At 64.2% G+C, this 17,418-nt stretch carries 13 protein-coding genes and 1 tRNA gene; 10 read left to right on the top strand and 4 right to left on the bottom strand.

Annotated features, from left to right (window positions below; genetic code table 11):
* The first annotated feature begins 34 nt into the window (after positions 1-34).
* The 3 genes from AC3WW4_RS07380 to AC3WW4_RS07370 all read left to right on the top strand — a co-directional run bounded on the left by AC3WW4_RS07380 (position 35) and on the right by AC3WW4_RS07370 (position 5,078).
* Positions 35-2,728, top strand: a complete 2,694-nt coding sequence (locus tag AC3WW4_RS07380) for a sensor domain-containing protein (RefSeq protein WP_488827732.1) — start codon at positions 35-37, stop codon at positions 2,726-2,728.
* A 62-nt stretch (positions 2,729-2,790) separates the two neighbouring features.
* On the top strand, positions 2,791-4,245 hold the full coding sequence (locus AC3WW4_RS07375; RefSeq protein WP_488827731.1) for a SulP family inorganic anion transporter: 1,455 nt from the start codon (positions 2,791-2,793) through the stop codon (positions 4,243-4,245).
* Positions 4,246-4,403: 158 nt separating this feature from the next.
* Positions 4,404-5,078 (top strand): PEP-CTERM sorting domain-containing protein, encoded by a 675-nt coding sequence (locus AC3WW4_RS07370; protein WP_488827730.1) that lies wholly within the window; start codon positions 4,404-4,406, stop codon positions 5,076-5,078.
* A 163-nt stretch (positions 5,079-5,241) separates the two neighbouring features.
* Here the strand turns inward: AC3WW4_RS07370 and chrA are convergent, their stop codons facing one another.
* Together chrA and AC3WW4_RS07360 are read right to left on the bottom strand one after the other, a co-directional pair.
* Positions 5,242-6,465, bottom strand: a complete 1,224-nt coding sequence (gene chrA / locus AC3WW4_RS07365) for a chromate efflux transporter (protein ID WP_488827729.1) — start codon at positions 6,463-6,465, stop codon at positions 5,242-5,244.
* Positions 6,466-6,513: 48 nt separating this feature from the next.
* Positions 6,514-6,849, bottom strand: coding sequence for a YnfA family protein (locus tag AC3WW4_RS07360; protein WP_488827728.1), 336 nt, complete (start codon positions 6,847-6,849; stop codon positions 6,514-6,516).
* On the opposite strand from AC3WW4_RS07360, the gene AC3WW4_RS07355 reads away from it, so the two are divergent.
* Together AC3WW4_RS07355 and AC3WW4_RS07350 are read left to right on the top strand one after the other, a co-directional pair.
* The gene (locus AC3WW4_RS07355; protein ID WP_488827726.1) at positions 6,848-7,573 is read left to right on the top strand and encodes a hypothetical protein; all 726 of its coding nucleotides are present in this window, start codon (positions 6,848-6,850) and stop codon (positions 7,571-7,573) included. The two genes, AC3WW4_RS07360 and AC3WW4_RS07355, sit on opposite strands and share 2 nt — an antisense overlap.
* 75 nt (positions 7,574-7,648) lie before the next feature.
* Entirely contained in the window at positions 7,649-8,437 is a 789-nt protein-coding gene (locus AC3WW4_RS07350; RefSeq protein ID WP_488827725.1) for a tetratricopeptide repeat protein, read from the top strand.
* Between the two features lie 77 nt (positions 8,438-8,514).
* On the opposite strand, the gene AC3WW4_RS07345 is transcribed toward AC3WW4_RS07350, so the two are convergent.
* Positions 8,515-8,591, bottom strand: a tRNA-Pro gene (locus AC3WW4_RS07345).
* A gap of 105 nt (positions 8,592-8,696) precedes the next feature.
* Here AC3WW4_RS07345 and AC3WW4_RS07340 point away from each other — a divergent pair.
* Genes AC3WW4_RS07340 through AC3WW4_RS07325 form a run of 4 tightly spaced genes read left to right on the top strand, consistent with a single transcriptional unit; the run spans position 8,697 to position 11,833 of the window.
* Entirely contained in the window at positions 8,697-9,452 is a 756-nt protein-coding gene (locus tag AC3WW4_RS07340) for an MlaE family ABC transporter permease (protein WP_488827724.1), read from the top strand.
* Between the two features lies 1 nt (position 9,453).
* Positions 9,454-10,206: an ABC transporter ATP-binding protein gene (locus tag AC3WW4_RS07335; protein WP_488827723.1), complete on the top strand. Its 753-nt coding sequence runs from the start codon at positions 9,454-9,456 to the stop codon at positions 10,204-10,206.
* Positions 10,203-11,177: an MlaD family protein gene (locus tag AC3WW4_RS07330; protein ID WP_488827722.1), complete on the top strand. Its 975-nt coding sequence runs from the start codon at positions 10,203-10,205 to the stop codon at positions 11,175-11,177. The genes AC3WW4_RS07335 and AC3WW4_RS07330 overlap by 4 nt, the downstream gene beginning before the upstream one ends.
* A 2-nt stretch (positions 11,178-11,179) precedes the next feature.
* Positions 11,180-11,833 (top strand): PqiC family protein, encoded by a 654-nt coding sequence (locus tag AC3WW4_RS07325; protein ID WP_488829703.1) that lies wholly within the window; start codon positions 11,180-11,182, stop codon positions 11,831-11,833.
* A gap of 52 nt (positions 11,834-11,885) precedes the next feature.
* Here AC3WW4_RS07325 and hrpA read toward each other — a convergent pair whose 3' ends face one another.
* A complete protein-coding gene (hrpA, locus tag AC3WW4_RS07320) occupies positions 11,886-15,905 on the bottom strand; it encodes an ATP-dependent RNA helicase HrpA (RefSeq protein ID WP_488827721.1) in 4,020 nt (1,339 codons plus the stop codon).
* 9 nt (positions 15,906-15,914) lie between these two features.
* Here hrpA and AC3WW4_RS07315 point away from each other — a divergent pair, with 9 nt between their 5' ends.
* Positions 15,915-17,402, top strand: coding sequence for an amidase (locus AC3WW4_RS07315; protein ID WP_488827720.1), 1,488 nt, complete (start codon positions 15,915-15,917; stop codon positions 17,400-17,402).
* Positions 17,403-17,418 lie beyond the last annotated feature (16 nt).

Below are 17,418 nucleotides of genomic sequence, written 5' to 3'. Positions count from 1 at the left end.
AGGCATCCTGACGACCTGATCCCACTCGTTCGACATGTCTGCTGCACTGCGCATCAGCCTCATTTACCTTTTGTTGGCCAGCTCCTGGATCTGGCTGTCGGACACGTTCGCCCATCACCTCCCCTTTCCGGCCGATTGGTCTGTCGACATACAGTCCTTGAAAGGTGAGCTGTTCGTTCTGCTCACGGGCGCCTTGTTGTTCTTGCTGATCCGCAAGGAGGAGCGCCGGCAACATGAACTGCAAACTGAGCTGCGCCAGACGCGTGCACGGCTGGAGCACTTCGTGGATGTCAGTCCGGCTGTCATTTACGTCTTTGAAAAATGGGATGCCGAACCCAAGCTGAGGCTGTCCTACGTCAGCGCCAACATCGCGCGACTGACGGGCTTCAGCGCGGACCATTTCTACCAGTCCCCCTCTACTTGCTGGGAACGGCTGCACCCTGACGATCTGGCGTGCGTGCGTGAGCAACTCGCTCGCGCAGCATGTGACGGCACCGAGCTGTCTCTCCAATACCGCTGGCGACACCGAGATGGCGACTACCGCTGGATCGAAGACCGTGCCACCTTCAATCGCAACCCGCACAGCGGCATGATGGAGTTGGTGGGCAACTGGCGCGACATCAGCCAGATGAAGCGGGATGAACGTTTGCTGCAGGTAGCCGAAGAGCGCTGGCGTTTCGCCATCGACGGCAGCAACCTCGGGCTGTGGGACTGGCACGTGGCAGACGGCACCGTGTTCCTGTCCACGCGATGGAAGTCGATGCTGGGCTTCGATGAAAACGAGGTGGGCGATCAACTCTCCGAATGGTCCTCGCGCGTGCACCCAGATGACCTGGCCAAGGTCAACGCCGATGTGCAGGAGCTGCTGAGCAACCCCTCCGCCCAGTACAGCAACGAACACCGCGTCCTCTGCAAGAACGGCAGCTACAAATGGATCCTCGACCGTGGCAAGGTGGTCGAGCGCAACGAACGTGGTGAAGCGGTGCGCGTGATCGGCACCCACACCGACCTGAGCGAGCTCAAACAGCGTGAAGCAGCGCTGGACCTGCACGCGGGCGTGTTCATGAACAGCCTGGAGGGCGTCGTGATCTGCGGGCCGGACCAACGCATCGAGTCGGTCAACCGCACATTCACCGACATCACCGGCTACTCTGCCGAGGAAGCCATCGGGCACCCGCCCTCCTTCCTCAGCTCCGGACGCCACGACGCCGACTTTTACCGCCAGATGTGGCAGCAGATCGAGCAAACCGGGCGCTGGCAAGGTGAAATCTGGAACCGCCGCAAGAACGGCGAGATCTACATCGAATGGCTCACCATCAACGTCGACCACGCCACCGACGGCAGCGTGCGGCATTACTACGCCATCTTCAGTGACATCACCCAGCGCAAGGCCGCCGAAGAGAAGATCAGGCACATCACCCAGCACGACACGCTGACCAATCTGCCGAACCAGTCGGTGCTGCGAGACCGCCTGGGCCTGGCGCTGGCCCATGCACAACGCAATCAGGAGGCTTTGGCCATCCTGTTCATGGACCTGGACCGCTTCAAGATCATCAATGACTCCCTGGGGCCGACAGCGGGCGATGCCCTGTTGGTCGAAGTAGCGCACCGACTGACCCAGACTGTCCGACAGCAAGACACCGTGTCCAGACAGGGTGGTGACGAGTTCACCCTGCTGCTGCCCGAGGTGGATGCGGGCGACGCCGCCCACGTCGCCCAGAAGTTGCTCCAGTGCTTTGCAGAGCCCTTCCATGTCTCAGGTCAGCAACTGGTGGTGACCCCCTCCATCGGGATCGCGGTCTACCCTGCCGACGGGCACGAGATCGACACCTTGATGCAAGCCAGCGACATGGCCATGTACCGCGCCAAGAACGATGGGGGCAACGCCTTCCGCTTCCACACGGCCGACATGCACCAGCAGGTCCACAAAACGCTGCGCCTGGAAAACGATCTGCGCAAGGCCCTGCGCCAAGACGAGTTGCTGCTGTACTTCCAACCCCAGGTGTCCTTGTCCTCGGGCCGAGTCACGGGCTGCGAAGCTTTGGTCCGCTGGCAGCACCCTGAAACAGGTTTGATGCCGCCTGCCGAATTCATCCCGGTGGCCGAAGACAGCGGCCTGATCGTCCCCATCGGTGACTGGGTTCTGCGAACGGCCACGCAACAGTGCCGGGCTTGGCAGTTGGCCGGCCATGCGGATCTGGTGATGGCCATCAATGTGTCGACGGTACAGTTCCGGCAAGAGGACTTTGCCCGCTCGGTGCACCAAGCGCTCCATGCCGCCAACCTGGAGGCGCGCTTCCTTGAAGTGGAAATCACCGAAAGCGTGATGGCCGACGACCCCGAGCGTGCCATCCGGACCATCCGACAACTCCACGACCTCGGCGTTCAGCTGTCCATCGACGATTTCGGTACCGGCTACTCCTCGTTCTCCTACCTCAAACGCTTTCAGATCCACAAACTCAAGATCGACCAGAGCTTTGTGCGCGACCTGAACACCGACAGCAACAGCGCCTCCATTGCCCAAGCCATTGTCTCAATGGCCCACAGCCTGGGGCTTTCGGTGATTGCGGAAGGGGTGGAGCATCCGGAGCAGGCTCGCTGGTTGGCTGCACACCAGTGTGACGAGGCACAAGGCTACCTCTACGCCCGGCCTTTGCCCCCGGAGCAGTTCTTGGACTGGCTCGCCAGCCCGGCGGCCAGCAAGACAGCGATCAAGGCCACCACCTGAGCCTGTAACATCGCGCCCCTGCGGCCTTCTTGCTGCAAGTGAATTGCCTGATGGGTGTCCACATGAATTTCAAACACCTGCGAGCCGACGTGCTGGCCGGAATCACCACGGCCTTTGCCCTGGCGCCCGAATGCATTGCCTTCGCGCTGGTCGCCCACCTCCACCCCCTGATGGGCCTGTACGGCGCGTTCATCATCTGCACCCTCACCGCCCTGCTCGGCGGTCGACCCGGCATGGTCTCGGGCGCGGCAGGCTCCATGGCTGTCGTCATCGTCGCGCTGGTGGTGCAGCACGGGGTGCAGTACCTGCTTGCCACGGTGCTGCTGTCGGGCCTGATCATGGCCTTGTTCGGCCTGTTCAAACTGGGCAAGCTGGTGCGCATGGTGCCCCACCCCGTGATGCTGGGCTTCGTCAATGGGCTGGCCATCGTCATTGCCCTGGCGCAACTGGAGCACTTCAAGCACGACGGCGCCTGGCTCACCGGCGCGCCGCTGTACTGGATGGCCGCGCTGGTGGCCGCAACCATGAGCATCGTCTACCTGCTGCCCCGGCTGACAAGGGCGGTGCCGCCAGCCCTGGTGGCCATCGTGGGCGTGGGCTTGGTGGTGTCCCTGCTGAAGCTGCCCACCCGCACCCTGGGGGACATGGCGCACATCGCCGGTGGTCTGCCGGTGTTCGCCTGGCCTGACATTGCCTGGAGCCTGGAGACCTTGCGCATCATCGCGCCCTACGCCGTGTTGATGGCCCTGGTCGGCCTGCTGGAAACCTTGTTGACCTTGAACCTCACCGACGAAATCACCGAGAGCCGCGGCCACCCCGATCGAGAGTGCGTGGCCCTGGGCGCAGCCAACATCGCTTCGGGCCTGTTCGGGGGCATGGGTGGTTGCGCCATGATCGGGCAGACCATGATCAACCTCAGCTCCGGCGGGCGTGGGCGCCTGTCTGGCGTGGTGGCGGGCGTGATGATTTTGCTGTTCGTGCTGCTGCTGTCACCCTTGATCGAGCAGATTCCCCTGGCCGCGTTGGTGGGGGTGATGTTCGTGGTGGCGCAACAAACGTTCGCCTGGGCCTCGCTGCGGGTGATCAACAAGGTGCCCGTGAACGACGTGTTGATGATCGTGGCGGTGACCGTCATCACGGTGCTGACAGACCTAGCCACGGCCGTGCTGTGCGGCATCGTGCTGGCCGCGCTGAATTTCGCCTGGATGCAGGCACGCGCCCTGTATGCCGACAGTCACCTCGAACCCGATGGCCGCAAGCTCTACCGTGTGCATGGCACCCTGTTCTTCGCCTCGGTCACGTCTTTCCTGCAGCAGTTTGACGTGTCGAACGACCCGACCCAGGTGACACTGGACTGCGCCCACCTGAGCTTCGTTGACTACTCGGCCATTGCCGCCCTCAAAACCCTGCGAGAACGCTATGCGAAGGCCGGCAAGCAGCTGAAGGTGGTGCACCTGTCAGCGCGGTGCCGGCAGTTGCTCAGGCGAGCGGGGGTGCAGGCGGTCACACGAGGCTGACCAGACCACAAGTCGTGTCGACAATTCTTACACATTGATTCAAATTGACACCGAAAACAATCTTAAGTCATTGATTTTATTTGAAAACAAAATGTGGCATCACTATTGCTTTTGAAACAATCAGATCCCCTGTTGTTCAACTTTTTCGAGCAGTAACCATGCGCAGTACCCACCTCTTTGCCCTGGCCACGGCCTCTTTGCTGTCCCTGTCGGCTCAAGCCGCGCCCGTTTTTTACAATTCGGAAGCAGCCTTCCTGACTGCCACCTCAGCTCTGTCTTTGTCTCTGGAGACCTTCCAGAGTTACACCCCTGGTCAACCGCCGGTGACCAGCAATTTGAACTCGGGACTGAACATCAACACCAATGCCGCGTTCACATTTCAGAACAACAACAACTACTACTGCGGCGTCAATGTGAATAGCAATGGAGCTGAAAGATGCATTCAGTTCACCACGCCGAACGGCGGCAGTCTCCAAACTTTCACTTTTGACATGGGGACCGTGAACGCCTTTGGTATTTTCCTCGGTGATTTGTCCACCACTGGCGGTACAACTTTGACGCTGGGTAACAGCAACGGCGCCAGCCAGTCTTACGTTCTGCCCAACGCAAGTTCGGGGAATGAGCGCTACTTTGGTATTGTTGACCTGACAACGCCTTTCACATCGGTGACGCTGCGCAACTCGGCTGGCGGAGACGTGGTCTACATCGACAACGTCCGCTGGGGCAAAAGCCCTGTGGTGCAGCAAAGCACCGCAGTGCCGGAACCCGGCATGCTGGCCTTGCTGGGCATGAGCTTCGCCGGGGTCGCCTTGGCGCGCCGCCGCCGAGTCTGATACCGTTTCAGGGCACCCTCCAACCCCGCCACGGCGGGGTTTTTCATGGGCGCAAGAGCGGAGTGGGCAATGCTGCTGGGCTGCATCGGCATTGCCCCACCGCAATTCAAGCCTCTCTCAAGCGAGCGGTAGGCATGACTGCCGGCCCCGTCCGATCTGCGCATCAGGTGAGCCACAGGCCGCCCAGCAGCGTGGACAAGGCCACAACCACCACCGGAGGCACCCGCCCAAACACCAGCAGGCCATACGCCGCCAAGGCCAACGCCACATCGGTTGTGGCATGGATGGCGCTGGTCCACACCGGGTCGTACAGCGCCGCGCCCAGAATCCCGACCACGGCGGCGTTGACACCGGCCATCATCCGCTGGATGCCATCGCGCTGACGCAGGCTCTCCCAGTATGGCAAGGCCCCTGCCACCAGCAAGAAGGACGGTACAAAGATGGCCACCAGCAAAGCCAAACCCCCAACCCAGCCCCCCAACGGTGGCGGCATGACAGCGCCCAGGAAGGCAGCAAAGCTGAACAAGGGGCCGGGCACGGCCTGCGCAGCACCATAGCCGGCCAGGAAGGCATCGTTGCTCACCCAGCCTCCCGGCACGACGCTGGCCTGCAGCATGGGCAAGACCACATGGCCGCCCCCGAACACCAGAGACCCCGCCTGGTAGAAACTCGCCAGCGCCGACCAGAGGTAGGAGCCTGACCACGCCGCCACGGCCGGCAAGGCAAGCAGCAGCAGGCCACACAGCGTCAACAAAGCCGCCCCGGTGGTGCGGCTCACACCGCAATCCTGATGCTGCGCCGCCGGCAAATGTGGCAGCGACAGCGAGCGCCACCCGATCACGCCCCCCAGCCCCAGCACGATGACCTGGATGAAGGGCGAAGGCAGCAGCCACACCATCAAAGCAGCGCCGATGGCCACGCCGCCACGCAAGCGGTCGGGACACAGGAACTTGGACATGCCCCACACCGCTTGGGCCACCACGGCCACGGCCATGACCTTCAAGCCGTGCACCACGCCGGAGGCCTCCCACCCTGCCCCGCGGAGCACGCCAAACGCGAACAGGATCAGGGCCACGGCCGACGGCACCGTGAAGCCGATCCAGGCGGCCAGCGCCCCCAGCCAACCCGCACGCCGCCAGCCCAGCGCCATGCCCACCTGGCTGCTGGCCGGGCCGGGCAAGAACTGGCACAAGGCCACCAGGTCAGAGTAGCCCTTCTCATCGAGCCATTGGCGGCGCACCACGAACTCGTCGCGGAAGTAACCGAGGTGTGCCACCGGCCCGCCAAACGAAGTCAAACCCATTTTGAGGAAAGCCAGGAAAACTTCCAGCGCCGAGCCTTCGCGGCGCGTCACTGCGGCTGGCTGGGTATCAAGGGGATCGGACATGGGGCCTCACAGATGAGGGGCAGGGTAACGCCCGCACATGACAGCTCGTCAGTGGCCCGACTGAGGTTGCAGCGCAATCACGGCCATGCCCATCAGTGCCAAGGCTGCGCCCAAGGCATCCCACCGCGTCAACGCGACGTCGTCCACCCAATGCAGCCACAGCAAGGCCACGGCGATGTACATGCCACCATATGCCGCATAGGTTCGCCCTGCCGCACTGGGGTGCAAGGTCAGCAGCCACGCGAACAAACCGAGCGACACGGCTGCAGGAACCAATAACCACAGGCTGCGACCTTCCTTGACGACCAGCCAAGGCAGATAACAGCCGACGATCTCGGCCAGCGCGGTCAAAGCGAACAACAAGGTCAGGCGCAGGAGGTCCATGGAACTGGATCAAATGAAACAGCACGCATGTTGCCTCAACTTGCCGCCCTTCGCCTGGCTCACACCGTCAGCCGCGTCGATGCCCGAGAGTCGGAGGCAGCGCCCCCCCTGTCAGGGGGCACCAACGACGGCCCATGCCCTCTTGCCGAAACATAGAATTTCCCAAACCTTCCAACACCACACCATGAACAAAAAAGAAATCAAGGCGGAAATTCAAAAGTTGCTTTCAAGCGGAGAGAGCAAGTCCAGCGTCTTTCATCAGTTCTCAGGCAAAGGACTCAGTGATCGGGTGATTGCCAACCTGATTGCCTCGCACGCCAGCCCCGAACTCTGCGACCGGCACGAGAAGCTGATCGACGCCATGATCGTCGTGTCCTGGCTGCAACTCGCCCTCGGTGTCCTGCTGGCCATCGCGCTGGCCATCAATCTGGGCCTGACGGCCGGGATCATCATCACCGGTCTCATTGCTGGCTTTTGCTACCTGTTCGTCTGGGGCTTCACGCACAACAAGGCGTGGGCGTACAACGCCACCATCTTGCTGTCCATCGTGAACCTGCCAAAGTCACTGGATGATTTCTCGAGCTCCCCCATCAGCAGCATCGCCGCCCTGGTGGTGGGAACTGGGCTCGTGGCTTTCACCTGGTATGTGCGTGGCAAGCTGTTCCCCGACTTTGCGTTCATCTCGCCCAAAAAGGTCAAAGGCAAGTTCGTTTTCTCGAGCTGAGCGGTCGCTGCCCCTCCCCCCTGTGCACGCGTCCTGACAAAGACGGTCACCACATTTGAGCCGGAGCGCATGCTCATGAACACCCGCAAGGTACTGATCGCCGCGCTGCTCGGCGCCACACTCACCGTCGCGCTGATTTCACGCAGTGGTGACCTGGGCGACATGGCTCGGTCTCGGTCGCTGTATGGTTTGGCAAGGCCCCTCCTGTTCATCGCGGCCTTACAGGGAGAGGCCAAAGCCCAGAACAATCTCGCCGGGCTTTTCGCGGAAGGCTTGGGAGGTAGACCGAACCCGGCAGCCGCCGCCATGTGGTTCCAGAAGGCCGCTGATCAGGGCGTGGTGGAGGCCCAGTTCAATCTGGCCAACTTCTACGAATCGGGAACGGGCGTTCGCCGCAACACCGGCAAGGCCGTCGCACTGTTCGAAAAGGCAGCCGCCGCAGGTGACGTGACGGCAGCCTTCAATGCGGGCAGCATCCTGGCTGAGGGAAGAGGTGATTTCCCCGCCGATATCCCGCGAGCCATGAATTGGTATCGACAGGCGGCCGAGGCTGGCTATGCCTCCGCGCAATACAACCTCGCCAGCCTCCATGCGCGAGGGGTGGGCACGCCGAGAGACTGGGACGCTGCCGCACAGTGGTTTGCCAAGGCCGTCGCGCAGGGGCACACCAAGGCTCAAATGGATCTGGGCACCATGCTGGCTTCTGGCACCGGGCGAACCCGCGATTTTCCGCAGGGTCTGAGATTGCTGATCTCGGCGGCCGATGACCCACGCATCGCAGACAAGGTCAAGCAGCGCATCGAAGCCGTCTGCCAAACGGCGCGCGATGCGTCTGAGGCCGACTTGTGCGCCAGCAGACCATAAATGGGAGAGCCGCTGACACCCTGCAGCACAAAACAAAACGGGTCAGCACCTTCACGATGCTGACCCGTTGGATTCAATGGTCGGGGCGGTGGGATTCGAACTCACGACCCTCTGCTCCCAAAGCAGATGCGCTACCAGGCTGCGCTACGCCCCGACTAGACAACTAGTATAGCCTGTGAAGCACCTTTCCTCACTAGCTTGCATGCAGAAAAATGCAACAGGTCCCAGTAATGTCGTTTTGACGCGCTATAAAGAGGTCATGCTCACCCCCATTCAACAGGCCATCACGCTGCTGGGTGACACGCTGCTGGCGGTGTGGCGTGGCACGCGTCGCGGCTGGCAGTTCCGCCCGCAAGACTTTGCGCGCATCCTGGCCGATGCCAGTGCGCGGGCGCTGCTCATCGTGCTGGTGGTCAATGTGCTGGTGGGCGCCATCATCGCCTTTGTGGGCGCGGTGCAATTGTTGAAGTTCGGCGCGGGCATCTTCGTGGCCGACCTGGTGGCCATCGCCATCTCGCGCGAAATGGCCGCCGTCATCACCGCTGTGGTGATGTGTGGACGCACCGGCGCGGCCTTCGCGGCCGAGCTGGCCACCATGCAAGCCAATGAAGAAATCGATGCACTGGCCGTGCTGGGGCTCAATGCCGTGGATTACTTGGTGCTGCCGCGCGTGTTGACCCTGCTGCTCATGATGCCGCTGCTGTACCTGTTTGCCTGCGTGGGCGGACTGGTCGGTGGGTTCGCTGTCAGCTCATCGCTGCTCGATCTGGCGCCGGTCGCTTACTTTGACCGCAGCGTGGCCGCCCTCACCTACACGCACCTCGGTCTGGGCTTTTTCAAGAGCATGGCCTTTGGCCTGCTGGTGTCGCTGGCGGCCTGCTTTCATGGCCTGTATGCCCCGCGCAATGCCGCTGGCGTCGGCTCGGCCACCACCCATGCCGTGGTGGCAGGCATCGTGGGCGTGATCGCGCTGGATGCGGTGTTTGCCGTGTGCGCCGACGCGCTGGGGATCTGAGATGAGCTTGCTCGGCGTGCGCGACCTGCGGCTGCAATACGGCCCCACCCTGATCCAGGAGCACATCGACTTCGACATCGAGGCGGGCACCATCTACGCGGTGATGGGCGGCAGCGGTTGTGGCAAGAGCACCCTGCTCAAATGCCTGATCGGCCTGCTGCCGCCCGCCGCAGGGCAGGTGCTGTACCGCGAGCAGGACTATTGGGCCAGCAACGAGGCCGCCCGCAACCAACTGCGTGCCGACATTGGCGTGCTGTTCCAAAGCGCAGCGCTGTGGTCCTCCATGACGGTGCTGGAGAACGTGATGCTGCCGCTGGAAGTGCAAGGCACGCTGCCCAAGGACCAGCATGAAGCGCGTGCCCTGGAGGCGCTGGAATGGGTGGGCATGGCGGCCGCCCGCGATCGCCTGCCCGCTGACCTGAGCGGCGGCATGAAAAAGCGCGTGGGCCTGGCCCGTGCCATCGTGGCCCGCCCTCACCTGCTGTTTCTGGATGAGCCCTCGGCAGGGCTGGACCCGATCAGCTCGGTCAAGCTCGACCGCCTGATTCTGGACATCCGCGAGCGCACGGGGGCAGCCATCGTCATCGTCACGCACGAGCTGCCCAGCATCTATGCGCTCGCCGACGACGGCATCTTTCTGGATGCCGACCTCAAACGTCCCATTGCTCATGGCAAACCCACGCAGATGCGCGACACTGTCATGCACCCGACCGTGCAAGCCTTCATGCGCCGAGAGGAGATCGACACCTTATGAAACGCCATGCTTTTCTGGTGGGTGCCTTTGTGCTGCTGGCCCTGGTGCTGGTGGTGGCCGGTGTGCTCACGCTCAACAAATCGGGGTGGTTCACGCCCCGGCATCAGGCCGTCGTTTACTTCGATGACAGCGTCAAGGGCCTCTACATTGGCGCGCCCGTGACCTTCCGCGGGGTGAAGATGGGCGAGGTCACACGCATCGGGGTCGAGGTGAATCAGCAGACCTTGGTGGCGCGCATCCCCGTGACCCTGACCTTGAGCACCGAGTCTCTGCAGATGGACTCGGGCAGCGGCCAGACCACCGAGCTCGACCTGCCTGAACTGGTGAAGCGTGGCTTACGTGCCCGCCTGATCCTGCAAAGTGTGGTCACAGGCCAGACTGCCATTGAGCTGGACTTCCGGCCTGACCTGCCCGGTCGCTTGCTGGCCGGCGGCAAAGCCCCGCTTCCTGAGATCCCGACCATGCAGGACAAGCTCGACGTCCTGATCAACCAGCTGCAAGAGCTGCCATTGGCAGAGATGATGAACGAGCTGCGCCAGACCATGCGCACGCTCAACGACACACTCAAGACCAGCCAGGTCGCCATTGACAAGACCAGCCAGCAGCTCAACGCCACGGGTGTGCAAGCCCGTCAGACGCTGGTCACCGCCGATACAGCGCTGAAGACAGTGCAGGCGCAAACCACCCTCACCTTACAGTCTCTGCAGCAGTTGTCGGACACCACCCGTGGCACCGTCACGCAAATGCAGCCCGCTTTGCAGCAGACCTTTCAGGAAACCCGTCTGGCCGCCGAAGGCGCACGCCGTGCCATGCAGGACTTGGCAACGGTGACGGCTCCGGGCTCGCCGCTGCGCACCGATGTGAACAGCGCGGTGAGCGACCTGTCTCAGGCGGCACGCAGCCTGCGCTCGTTTGCCGACCAGGTCGAGCGCGAACCCAACAGCCTGATTTTTGGAGGAAGCCAGCCGTGACGATGCGACCCCTTTCATCGGCCAGTCGTGGCGCGAAGTTGGGCGCGTGGGCCATTGCCGTGGGCCTGGCAGCGACCCTGGCAGGCTGCGCCAGCGCGCCGCCAGAGCGCAGCTGGTTGTCCCTGCCAGTGGAGTCCGGTACGGTGAGTGCATCCACTGCGGCCAGTGCACCGGCCACCGGCACCACGCCGGCACCACGAGGCACGCCGCAGCTGCGCCTGCTGCGCGTGCAGATTCCGGAATACCTGCAAAGCAACCGGGTGCGGTACCGCGACAGCGCGGCCACCTTGGCCGAATGGCGGGGCGTGCGTTGGGCCGAGCGGGTCGAGATCGGCCTCACCCGGCATCTGGGCGCACAGTTGAACGGCTTGATGGGCGCCGGCGCGGTGTGCGAAGACGCCTGCCATGTCACGCCCAGCACAGGCCATCTGCAAGTGAGCTTTGTCGCGCTGGACTTTGACCGTCCGCAGGCACGTGTGCATGCGCAGGTGAACTGGGCCCTGACCCCGGCACCAGGCAGCGCCAGCGCGCCACGCCAAGGGCAGGTGCGCTGTACCGAAGCCGTTCAGGAAGACAGCCCCGCCGGACAGGCTGCGGCGATGGCACGTGTCAACGCGGCCGTCGCGCGCGAGCTGGCGCAGCAACTGCGTCTGTGAGGCGTGACAGCACGCAAGGGCGTGCTGTGGCCTGTAAATCAGGCCCTGCCCATCAAGCCGTGATCTGCGCCCAGGCCTTTTCCAGCCGCTTGAGGCTGACCGGCTGCGGCGTACGCAGCTCTTGCGCAAACAGGCTCACCCGCAGCTCTTCCAGCAGCCAGCGGAACTCATCCGTGCGCGCATCCAGCACACCTTTGAGCTCGGCCAGACGGCGGGTGTAGCGCTGGTCCAGCGGGCGCAGATCGCTCAAGCGTTGCGCGTCGCGGGCCGGGTCACCCTTGAGCTTGTCCAGGCGCAGCGTGATCGCCTTGAGGTAGCGCGGGAAATGCTGCAGCTGCGTGTACGGCGTCTGCACAATGAAACGTTTGGGCATCAATCGCTGCAACTGGCCGGTGATGTCATCGGCCACATCCTTGGGCGGCTTGGCGTCTTTGAGCTTGCGGATGGCCGCGGCGTACTCGACCAGCACCGTGCCCGCCAGCCGCGCCACTTCCTGGGCGATCAGGTTCAGGCGGGTGCGCCCTTCTTCCACCCGCGCCTTGAAGCTGGCCGAATCGGTGGGCAAGGGGTCGGCCAGATAAGCACGGTCCAGGGCCACATCAATGATCTGGTCGCGCAGTTCATCGGCGGTACCCAGGCTCATGTAGGCCATGGCCATCTTCTGCAGATCGGGGATGTTCTTTTCCAGGTACTTGAGCGGCTCCCTGATCTGCAAGGCCACCAGGCGGCGCAGACCAGCCCGGTGCTTGGCGGCGGCCACATCGGGCTCGTCAAACACCTCGATCTCAACGCTCTGCCCCTTGTCGATCAGCGCCGGGAAGCCGATCAGGGTGTGGCCGCCGCGCTGGATCTCCATCAGCTCGGGCAGCTCACCAAAGGTCCAGTCGGTGAAGGCCTGGCTCGCCTGAGGTTTGCCAGGTGCGGCACCTGGGGCCGATCCGCCCTTGCCAGCACCGGCTGGGGCGTTGGAGGACACACGCTGTGCGCCACCGGACGGCGTCGCAGCTCGCGCACCTGCATGACCTGGCGCAGCAGATGAGCCCCCAGCAGCTTGAGCCGTGGTAGCCGCCTCTCCCGACGCGACGCTGTTCGCGCCGCCCTGCGCCACCGCCTGCGCCTTGAGTGCGGCCAGCGCCTGGAAAGCCCCCCGCGCCAGCGAGCCCAACTCGGCTTTCAACACGGCCAGGTTGCGGCCCATGCCCAGTTGGCGGCCATGTTCGTCCACCACGCGGTAGTTCATGAACAGGTGCGGCGAGAGCATGTCCAGCTTGAAGTCGTTGCGCTTCACATCGAGCTGGGTCTTGTCGCGCACGGCCTTGAGCAGCACGTCCATCAGGCCGCCTTGGCCGAACGGCACCGTCTGCATGAAGGACTCGGCGTAATCGGGCAGTGGCACGAGGCGCGCACGGGGCTTTTGATGCAGGCTCTTGACCAGCGCCAGCACCTTGTCTTTCAACATGCCGGGCACCAGCCATTCGCCCGGCTCTTCCTGCACCTGGTTGAGCGCGAAGATGGGGATGGTCACGGTCACGCCGTCGCGGGCGTCACCGGGCTCGTGCAGGTAGGTGGCCGCGCAGTCCACACCGCCCATGCGGATCACCTTGGGGAAGGCGGCGCTGGTGATGCCGGCTGCCTCGTGGCGCATCAGCTCTTCGCGGCTCAGGTAGAGCAGCTTGGGGTTCTCGCGGCTGGCATGCTTGTACCAGCGCTCGAAGCTGTAGCCGCTCATCACCTCCGGCGGAATCTGGGCGTCGTAGAAGGCGTAGATCAGCTCGTCGTCTACCAGCACGTCCTGGCGGCGCGACTTGTGCTCCAGCTGTTCGACCTGGTTGATCAGCTTGCGGTTGGCGGCCAAAAACGGCAGGCGGGTTTCCCACTCGTTGTTGACCAGGGCTTCGCGAATGAAAATCTCGCGCGCCTCCTTGACGTTGACCAGGCCAAAGTTGATGCGCTTGTTGTTGTAGACGACCAGGCCGTACAGCGTGGCCCGCTCCAGCGCCACGACCTCGCCGGCCTTTTTTTCCCAGTGCGGGTCGAGCAGCTGCTTTTTGAGCAGGTGGCCGCCCATCTGCACCAACCAGGGCTGGTCGATGTTGGCAATGCCGCGCCCGAACAGGCGCGTGGTCTCGACCAGCTCGGCCGCCAGAATCCAGCGCCCTGGCTTCTTGCTGAGGTTGGCGCCCGGGTGCTTGTAGAACTTGATACCGCGGGCGCCCAGGTACCAGTCTTCGTCGTCGCTCTTGCAGCCGATGTTGCCCAGCAGGCCCGACAGCAGCGACAGGTGCACCTGCTCATACGTGGCGGCACTGCCATTGAGGCGCCAGTTGTGCTCGGCCACGACGGTGTGCAGCTGGCTGTACACATCGCGCCACTCGCGCACGCGGCGCGGGTTGATGTAGTTGTCGCGCAGCAGCTGTTCGTACTTGCGGTGGCTGAGCTTGTGCTTTTCTGGCTGGCCCGGCTCGTGGTGGCCATGCCCGCCGCGCGACTCGTCCAGCCACTTCCACAGCTTGAGCGTGCCCATGAACTCCGACTTCTCGTCGTCGAACTGTTTGTGCTTGGTGTCGGCCTGCTGTTGCTGGTCGATGGGCCGGTCGCGCACGTCCTGCACGCTCAAGGAGGCCGCGATCACCAGCACCTCGGCCAGCGCCTGCCGGTCCTTGGCCTCCAGGATCATGCGGCCCACGCGCGGGTCCAGCGGCAGGCGGGCCAGGTCCATGCCCAGCCGGGTGATCTCGTTGTCGTCATCGACCGCGCCCAGCTCATTGAGCAACTGGTAGCCGTCGGCAATGGCCTTGCGCAGCGGCGGCTCGATGAAGGGGAAATCGTCCACCAGTCCCAGGTGCAGGGACTTCATGCGCAAGATCACCCCGGCCAGCGACGAGCGCAGGATTTCGGGGTCGGTGAAGCGCGGTCGGCCGGTGAAGTCTTTCTCGTCGTACAGACGGATGCAGATGCCGTTGGCCACGCGGCCGCAGCGACCGGCACGCTGGTTGGCCGCCGCCTGGCTGATCGGCTCGATCTGCAGCTGCTCGACCTTGTTGCGGAAGCTGTAGCGCTTGACCCGCGCCAGGCCCGAGTCGATCACGTAGCGGATGCCCGGCACGGTCAGTGAGGTTTCGGCCACGTTGGTGGCCAGCACGATGCGGCGTCCGCCTCCGGTCCTGAAGACCTCGTCCTGCTCCTGCTGGCTCAGGCGCGCAAACAGCGGCAGGATGCTGGCCGTGACACGGTGGTGGGCGAAGTGCTTGCGCAGGTGGTCGGCGGCCTCGCGGATCTCGCGCTCGCCGGGCAGGAAGACCAGTATGTCGCCACTGCCCTCGCGCCACAGTTCATCGGCGGCATCGGTGATGGCCTCGTTCAGGCCGTACTCGCGGCTGTCTTCAAAGGGGCGATAGCGCTGCTCGACCGGGAACAGGCGGCCCGAGACCATGATGACCGGCGCCGGCCCCCCGCTGGAGGCAAAGTGCTTCGCAAAGCGGTCGGCATCGATCGTGGCCGAGGTCACGATGATCTTCAGGTCCGGGCGGCGCGGCAGCAACTGGCGCAGGTAGCCCAGCAAGAAGTCGATGTTGAGGCTGCGTTCGTGCGCCTCGTCGATGATGATGGTGTCGTAAGCCCGCAGGTCCGGGTCGCCCTGGGTCTCGGCCAGCAAGATGCCGTCGGTCATCAGCTTGACGCTGGCATGAGGCTGGATGCGGTCCTGGAAACGCACCTTGTAGCCGACCACCTCGCCCAGCGGCGTGTTCAGCTCTTCGGCAATGCGTTTGGCCACGCTGGAGGCGGCAATCCGCCGCGGCTGGGTGTGGCCGATGAGCTTGGGCCGCAGGTGACGCGGCGCGTTCGGGTCGCGCGGCTGGCCCCAGCCCCCGCGCCCCATCGTCAAGGCGATCTTGGGCAGCTGCGTGGTCTTGCCCGAGCCCGTCTCGCCGCAAACGATGATGACCTGATGCTCGCGCAAGGCGGCCTCGATCTCGTCGCGCTTGCCGCTGACGGGCAAAGATTCAGGAAAGGTGATGGCGGGGAGGGACACGGGTAAGACTGGAGGAAGCCGCAGGGAGAAAGTGCGCATTATCCCGCCATGCACTTCGACGACTACCAACGCTACGACGCCCTGGGGCTGGCCGACCTGGTCCGCAGGGGCGAGGTCCACCCCGGCGAGTTGCTGGACGCCGCCCTGGCCCGCGCCGACGCGACCCGATCGCTGAACGCCATCGTGATGCGCCTGGACGAGACCGCCCGTGTGCGTGCGCAGGCGGCCTTTGACACATCGGCCCCGTTTGCGGGCGTGCCTTTCCTGGTCAAAGACCTGTTTCAGGACCTCAAAGGCCTGCCCTCCTCCGGAGGCTGCCGTGCGCTGAAATCGGTGCCCGCCCCAGAAGACGCCGACGTGGTGCGTCGCTGGCGTGAGGCGGGGCTGGTGATCTTCGGCAAAACGAATACGCCCGAGTTCGGTGCCAAGAACGTCACCGAGCCCGAGGCCTGGGGCCCGGCCCGCAACCCCTGGGACCTCACACGCACCCCCGGGGGCTCCTCCGGCGGTTCGGCAGCGGCCGTGGCGGCGGGCATCGTGCCGGTGGCCGGCGCCAACGATGGGGGCGGCTCCATTCGCATCCCGGCGGCGGCCTGTGGGCTGTTTGGCCTCAAGGCCGGTCGCGGCCGCATCTCCATGGGGCCGATGATGGGCGAGGCGCTCAACGGGGCAGCCGTGCAGGGGGTGGTCTCCCACAGCGTGCGCGACACCGCCGCCATGCTCGACGTGCTGCAAGGCCCCGAGCCCCATGCGCCGTATCACATGCCGACGCCCGAGGTGCCCTATCTGCAATGCCTGCAACGTCCGCCCGGGCGCCTGCGCATCGGCTACAGCACCGTCTCGCCCATCGGCACCCCGGTGGACCCGCAAGCCATCGCGGCCGTGGCCGATGCCGCTGTTTTGCTCACCGACCTGGGCCACCACGTCGAACCCTGCGACACCCCCTTCAACGGCGTGCAACTGGCCGAAGACTTCCTGCTGGCCTGGTTCTGCGCGCAGGCCTTTATCATCGATCACATCCAGCGCAACTATGGCGCCAACCTGAAGGACTTCGAGGCCGACACGCGCCTGATGGCCGCCATCGGACGCCGCACCTCGGCGCTGCGCCTGCTGCAGTGTGAGGCGCGCTGGCACGAGCACAACGTGGCTTTGTCAGGCTTCCACGCCCGCTACGACCTGTGGCTGTCACCCACACTGGCCGCGCCGGCCCCCAAGATTGGCAGCCTGGCAACGCCCCCGGCACTGGCCATGGTGAGCGATGTGGCCGCCCGACTAGGCCTGGCAGGCTGGCTCAGCGAGACCCCCCAGTTCAAACAGACGGTGCTCAACAATTTGGGCTGGACCCCCTACACCCAGCTGGCCAACCTCACCGGGCGTCCGGCCATGTCCGTGCCGCTGTACCGCACCCCCGAAGGCCTGCCGCTGGGGGTACAGCTCGTGGCCGGTCTCAACGGTGAAGCCTTGCTTTTGCAACTGGCCGCGCAGCTGGAGCAAGCCCGTCCGTGGCGCCGGAGCCCGCCGGCGCTCGCGTCCTGATCACTTAACAGCGGCG

The organism is Aquabacterium sp. TM01 (assembly GCF_057808345.1).
The sequence above is the reverse complement of the archived record's forward strand: the minus strand, read 5'-3'. Positions and strand labels throughout refer to the sequence as shown.

Excerpts from the sequence above, each read along its gene's own strand:
- AC3WW4_RS07335 (WP_488827723.1), top strand. The coding sequence starts at position 9,454 with ATGAGCTTGCTCGGCGTGCGCGACCTGCGGCTGCAATACGGCCCCACC.
- AC3WW4_RS07350 (WP_488827725.1), top strand. The coding sequence starts at position 7,649 with ATGAACACCCGCAAGGTACTGATCGCCGCGCTGCTCGGCGCCACACTC.
- hrpA (WP_488827721.1), bottom strand. The coding sequence starts at position 15,905 with ATGCGCACTTTCTCCCTGCGGCTTCCTCCAGTCTTACCCGTGTCCCTC.
- AC3WW4_RS07360 (WP_488827728.1), bottom strand. The coding sequence starts at position 6,849 with ATGGACCTCCTGCGCCTGACCTTGTTGTTCGCTTTGACCGCGCTGGCC.
- AC3WW4_RS07370 (WP_488827730.1), top strand. The coding sequence starts at position 4,404 with ATGCGCAGTACCCACCTCTTTGCCCTGGCCACGGCCTCTTTGCTGTCC.
- AC3WW4_RS07315 (WP_488827720.1), top strand. The coding sequence starts at position 15,915 with ATGCACTTCGACGACTACCAACGCTACGACGCCCTGGGGCTGGCCGAC.
- chrA (WP_488827729.1), bottom strand. The coding sequence starts at position 6,465 with ATGTCCGATCCCCTTGATACCCAGCCAGCCGCAGTGACGCGCCGCGAA.
- AC3WW4_RS07375 (WP_488827731.1), top strand. The coding sequence starts at position 2,791 with ATGAATTTCAAACACCTGCGAGCCGACGTGCTGGCCGGAATCACCACG.
- AC3WW4_RS07355 (WP_488827726.1), top strand. The coding sequence starts at position 6,848 with ATGGAACTGGATCAAATGAAACAGCACGCATGTTGCCTCAACTTGCCG.
- AC3WW4_RS07340 (WP_488827724.1), top strand. The coding sequence starts at position 8,697 with ATGCTCACCCCCATTCAACAGGCCATCACGCTGCTGGGTGACACGCTG.
- AC3WW4_RS07325 (WP_488829703.1), top strand. The coding sequence starts at position 11,180 with ATGCGACCCCTTTCATCGGCCAGTCGTGGCGCGAAGTTGGGCGCGTGG.
- AC3WW4_RS07330 (WP_488827722.1), top strand. The coding sequence starts at position 10,203 with ATGAAACGCCATGCTTTTCTGGTGGGTGCCTTTGTGCTGCTGGCCCTG.
- AC3WW4_RS07380 (WP_488827732.1), top strand. The coding sequence starts at position 35 with ATGTCTGCTGCACTGCGCATCAGCCTCATTTACCTTTTGTTGGCCAGC.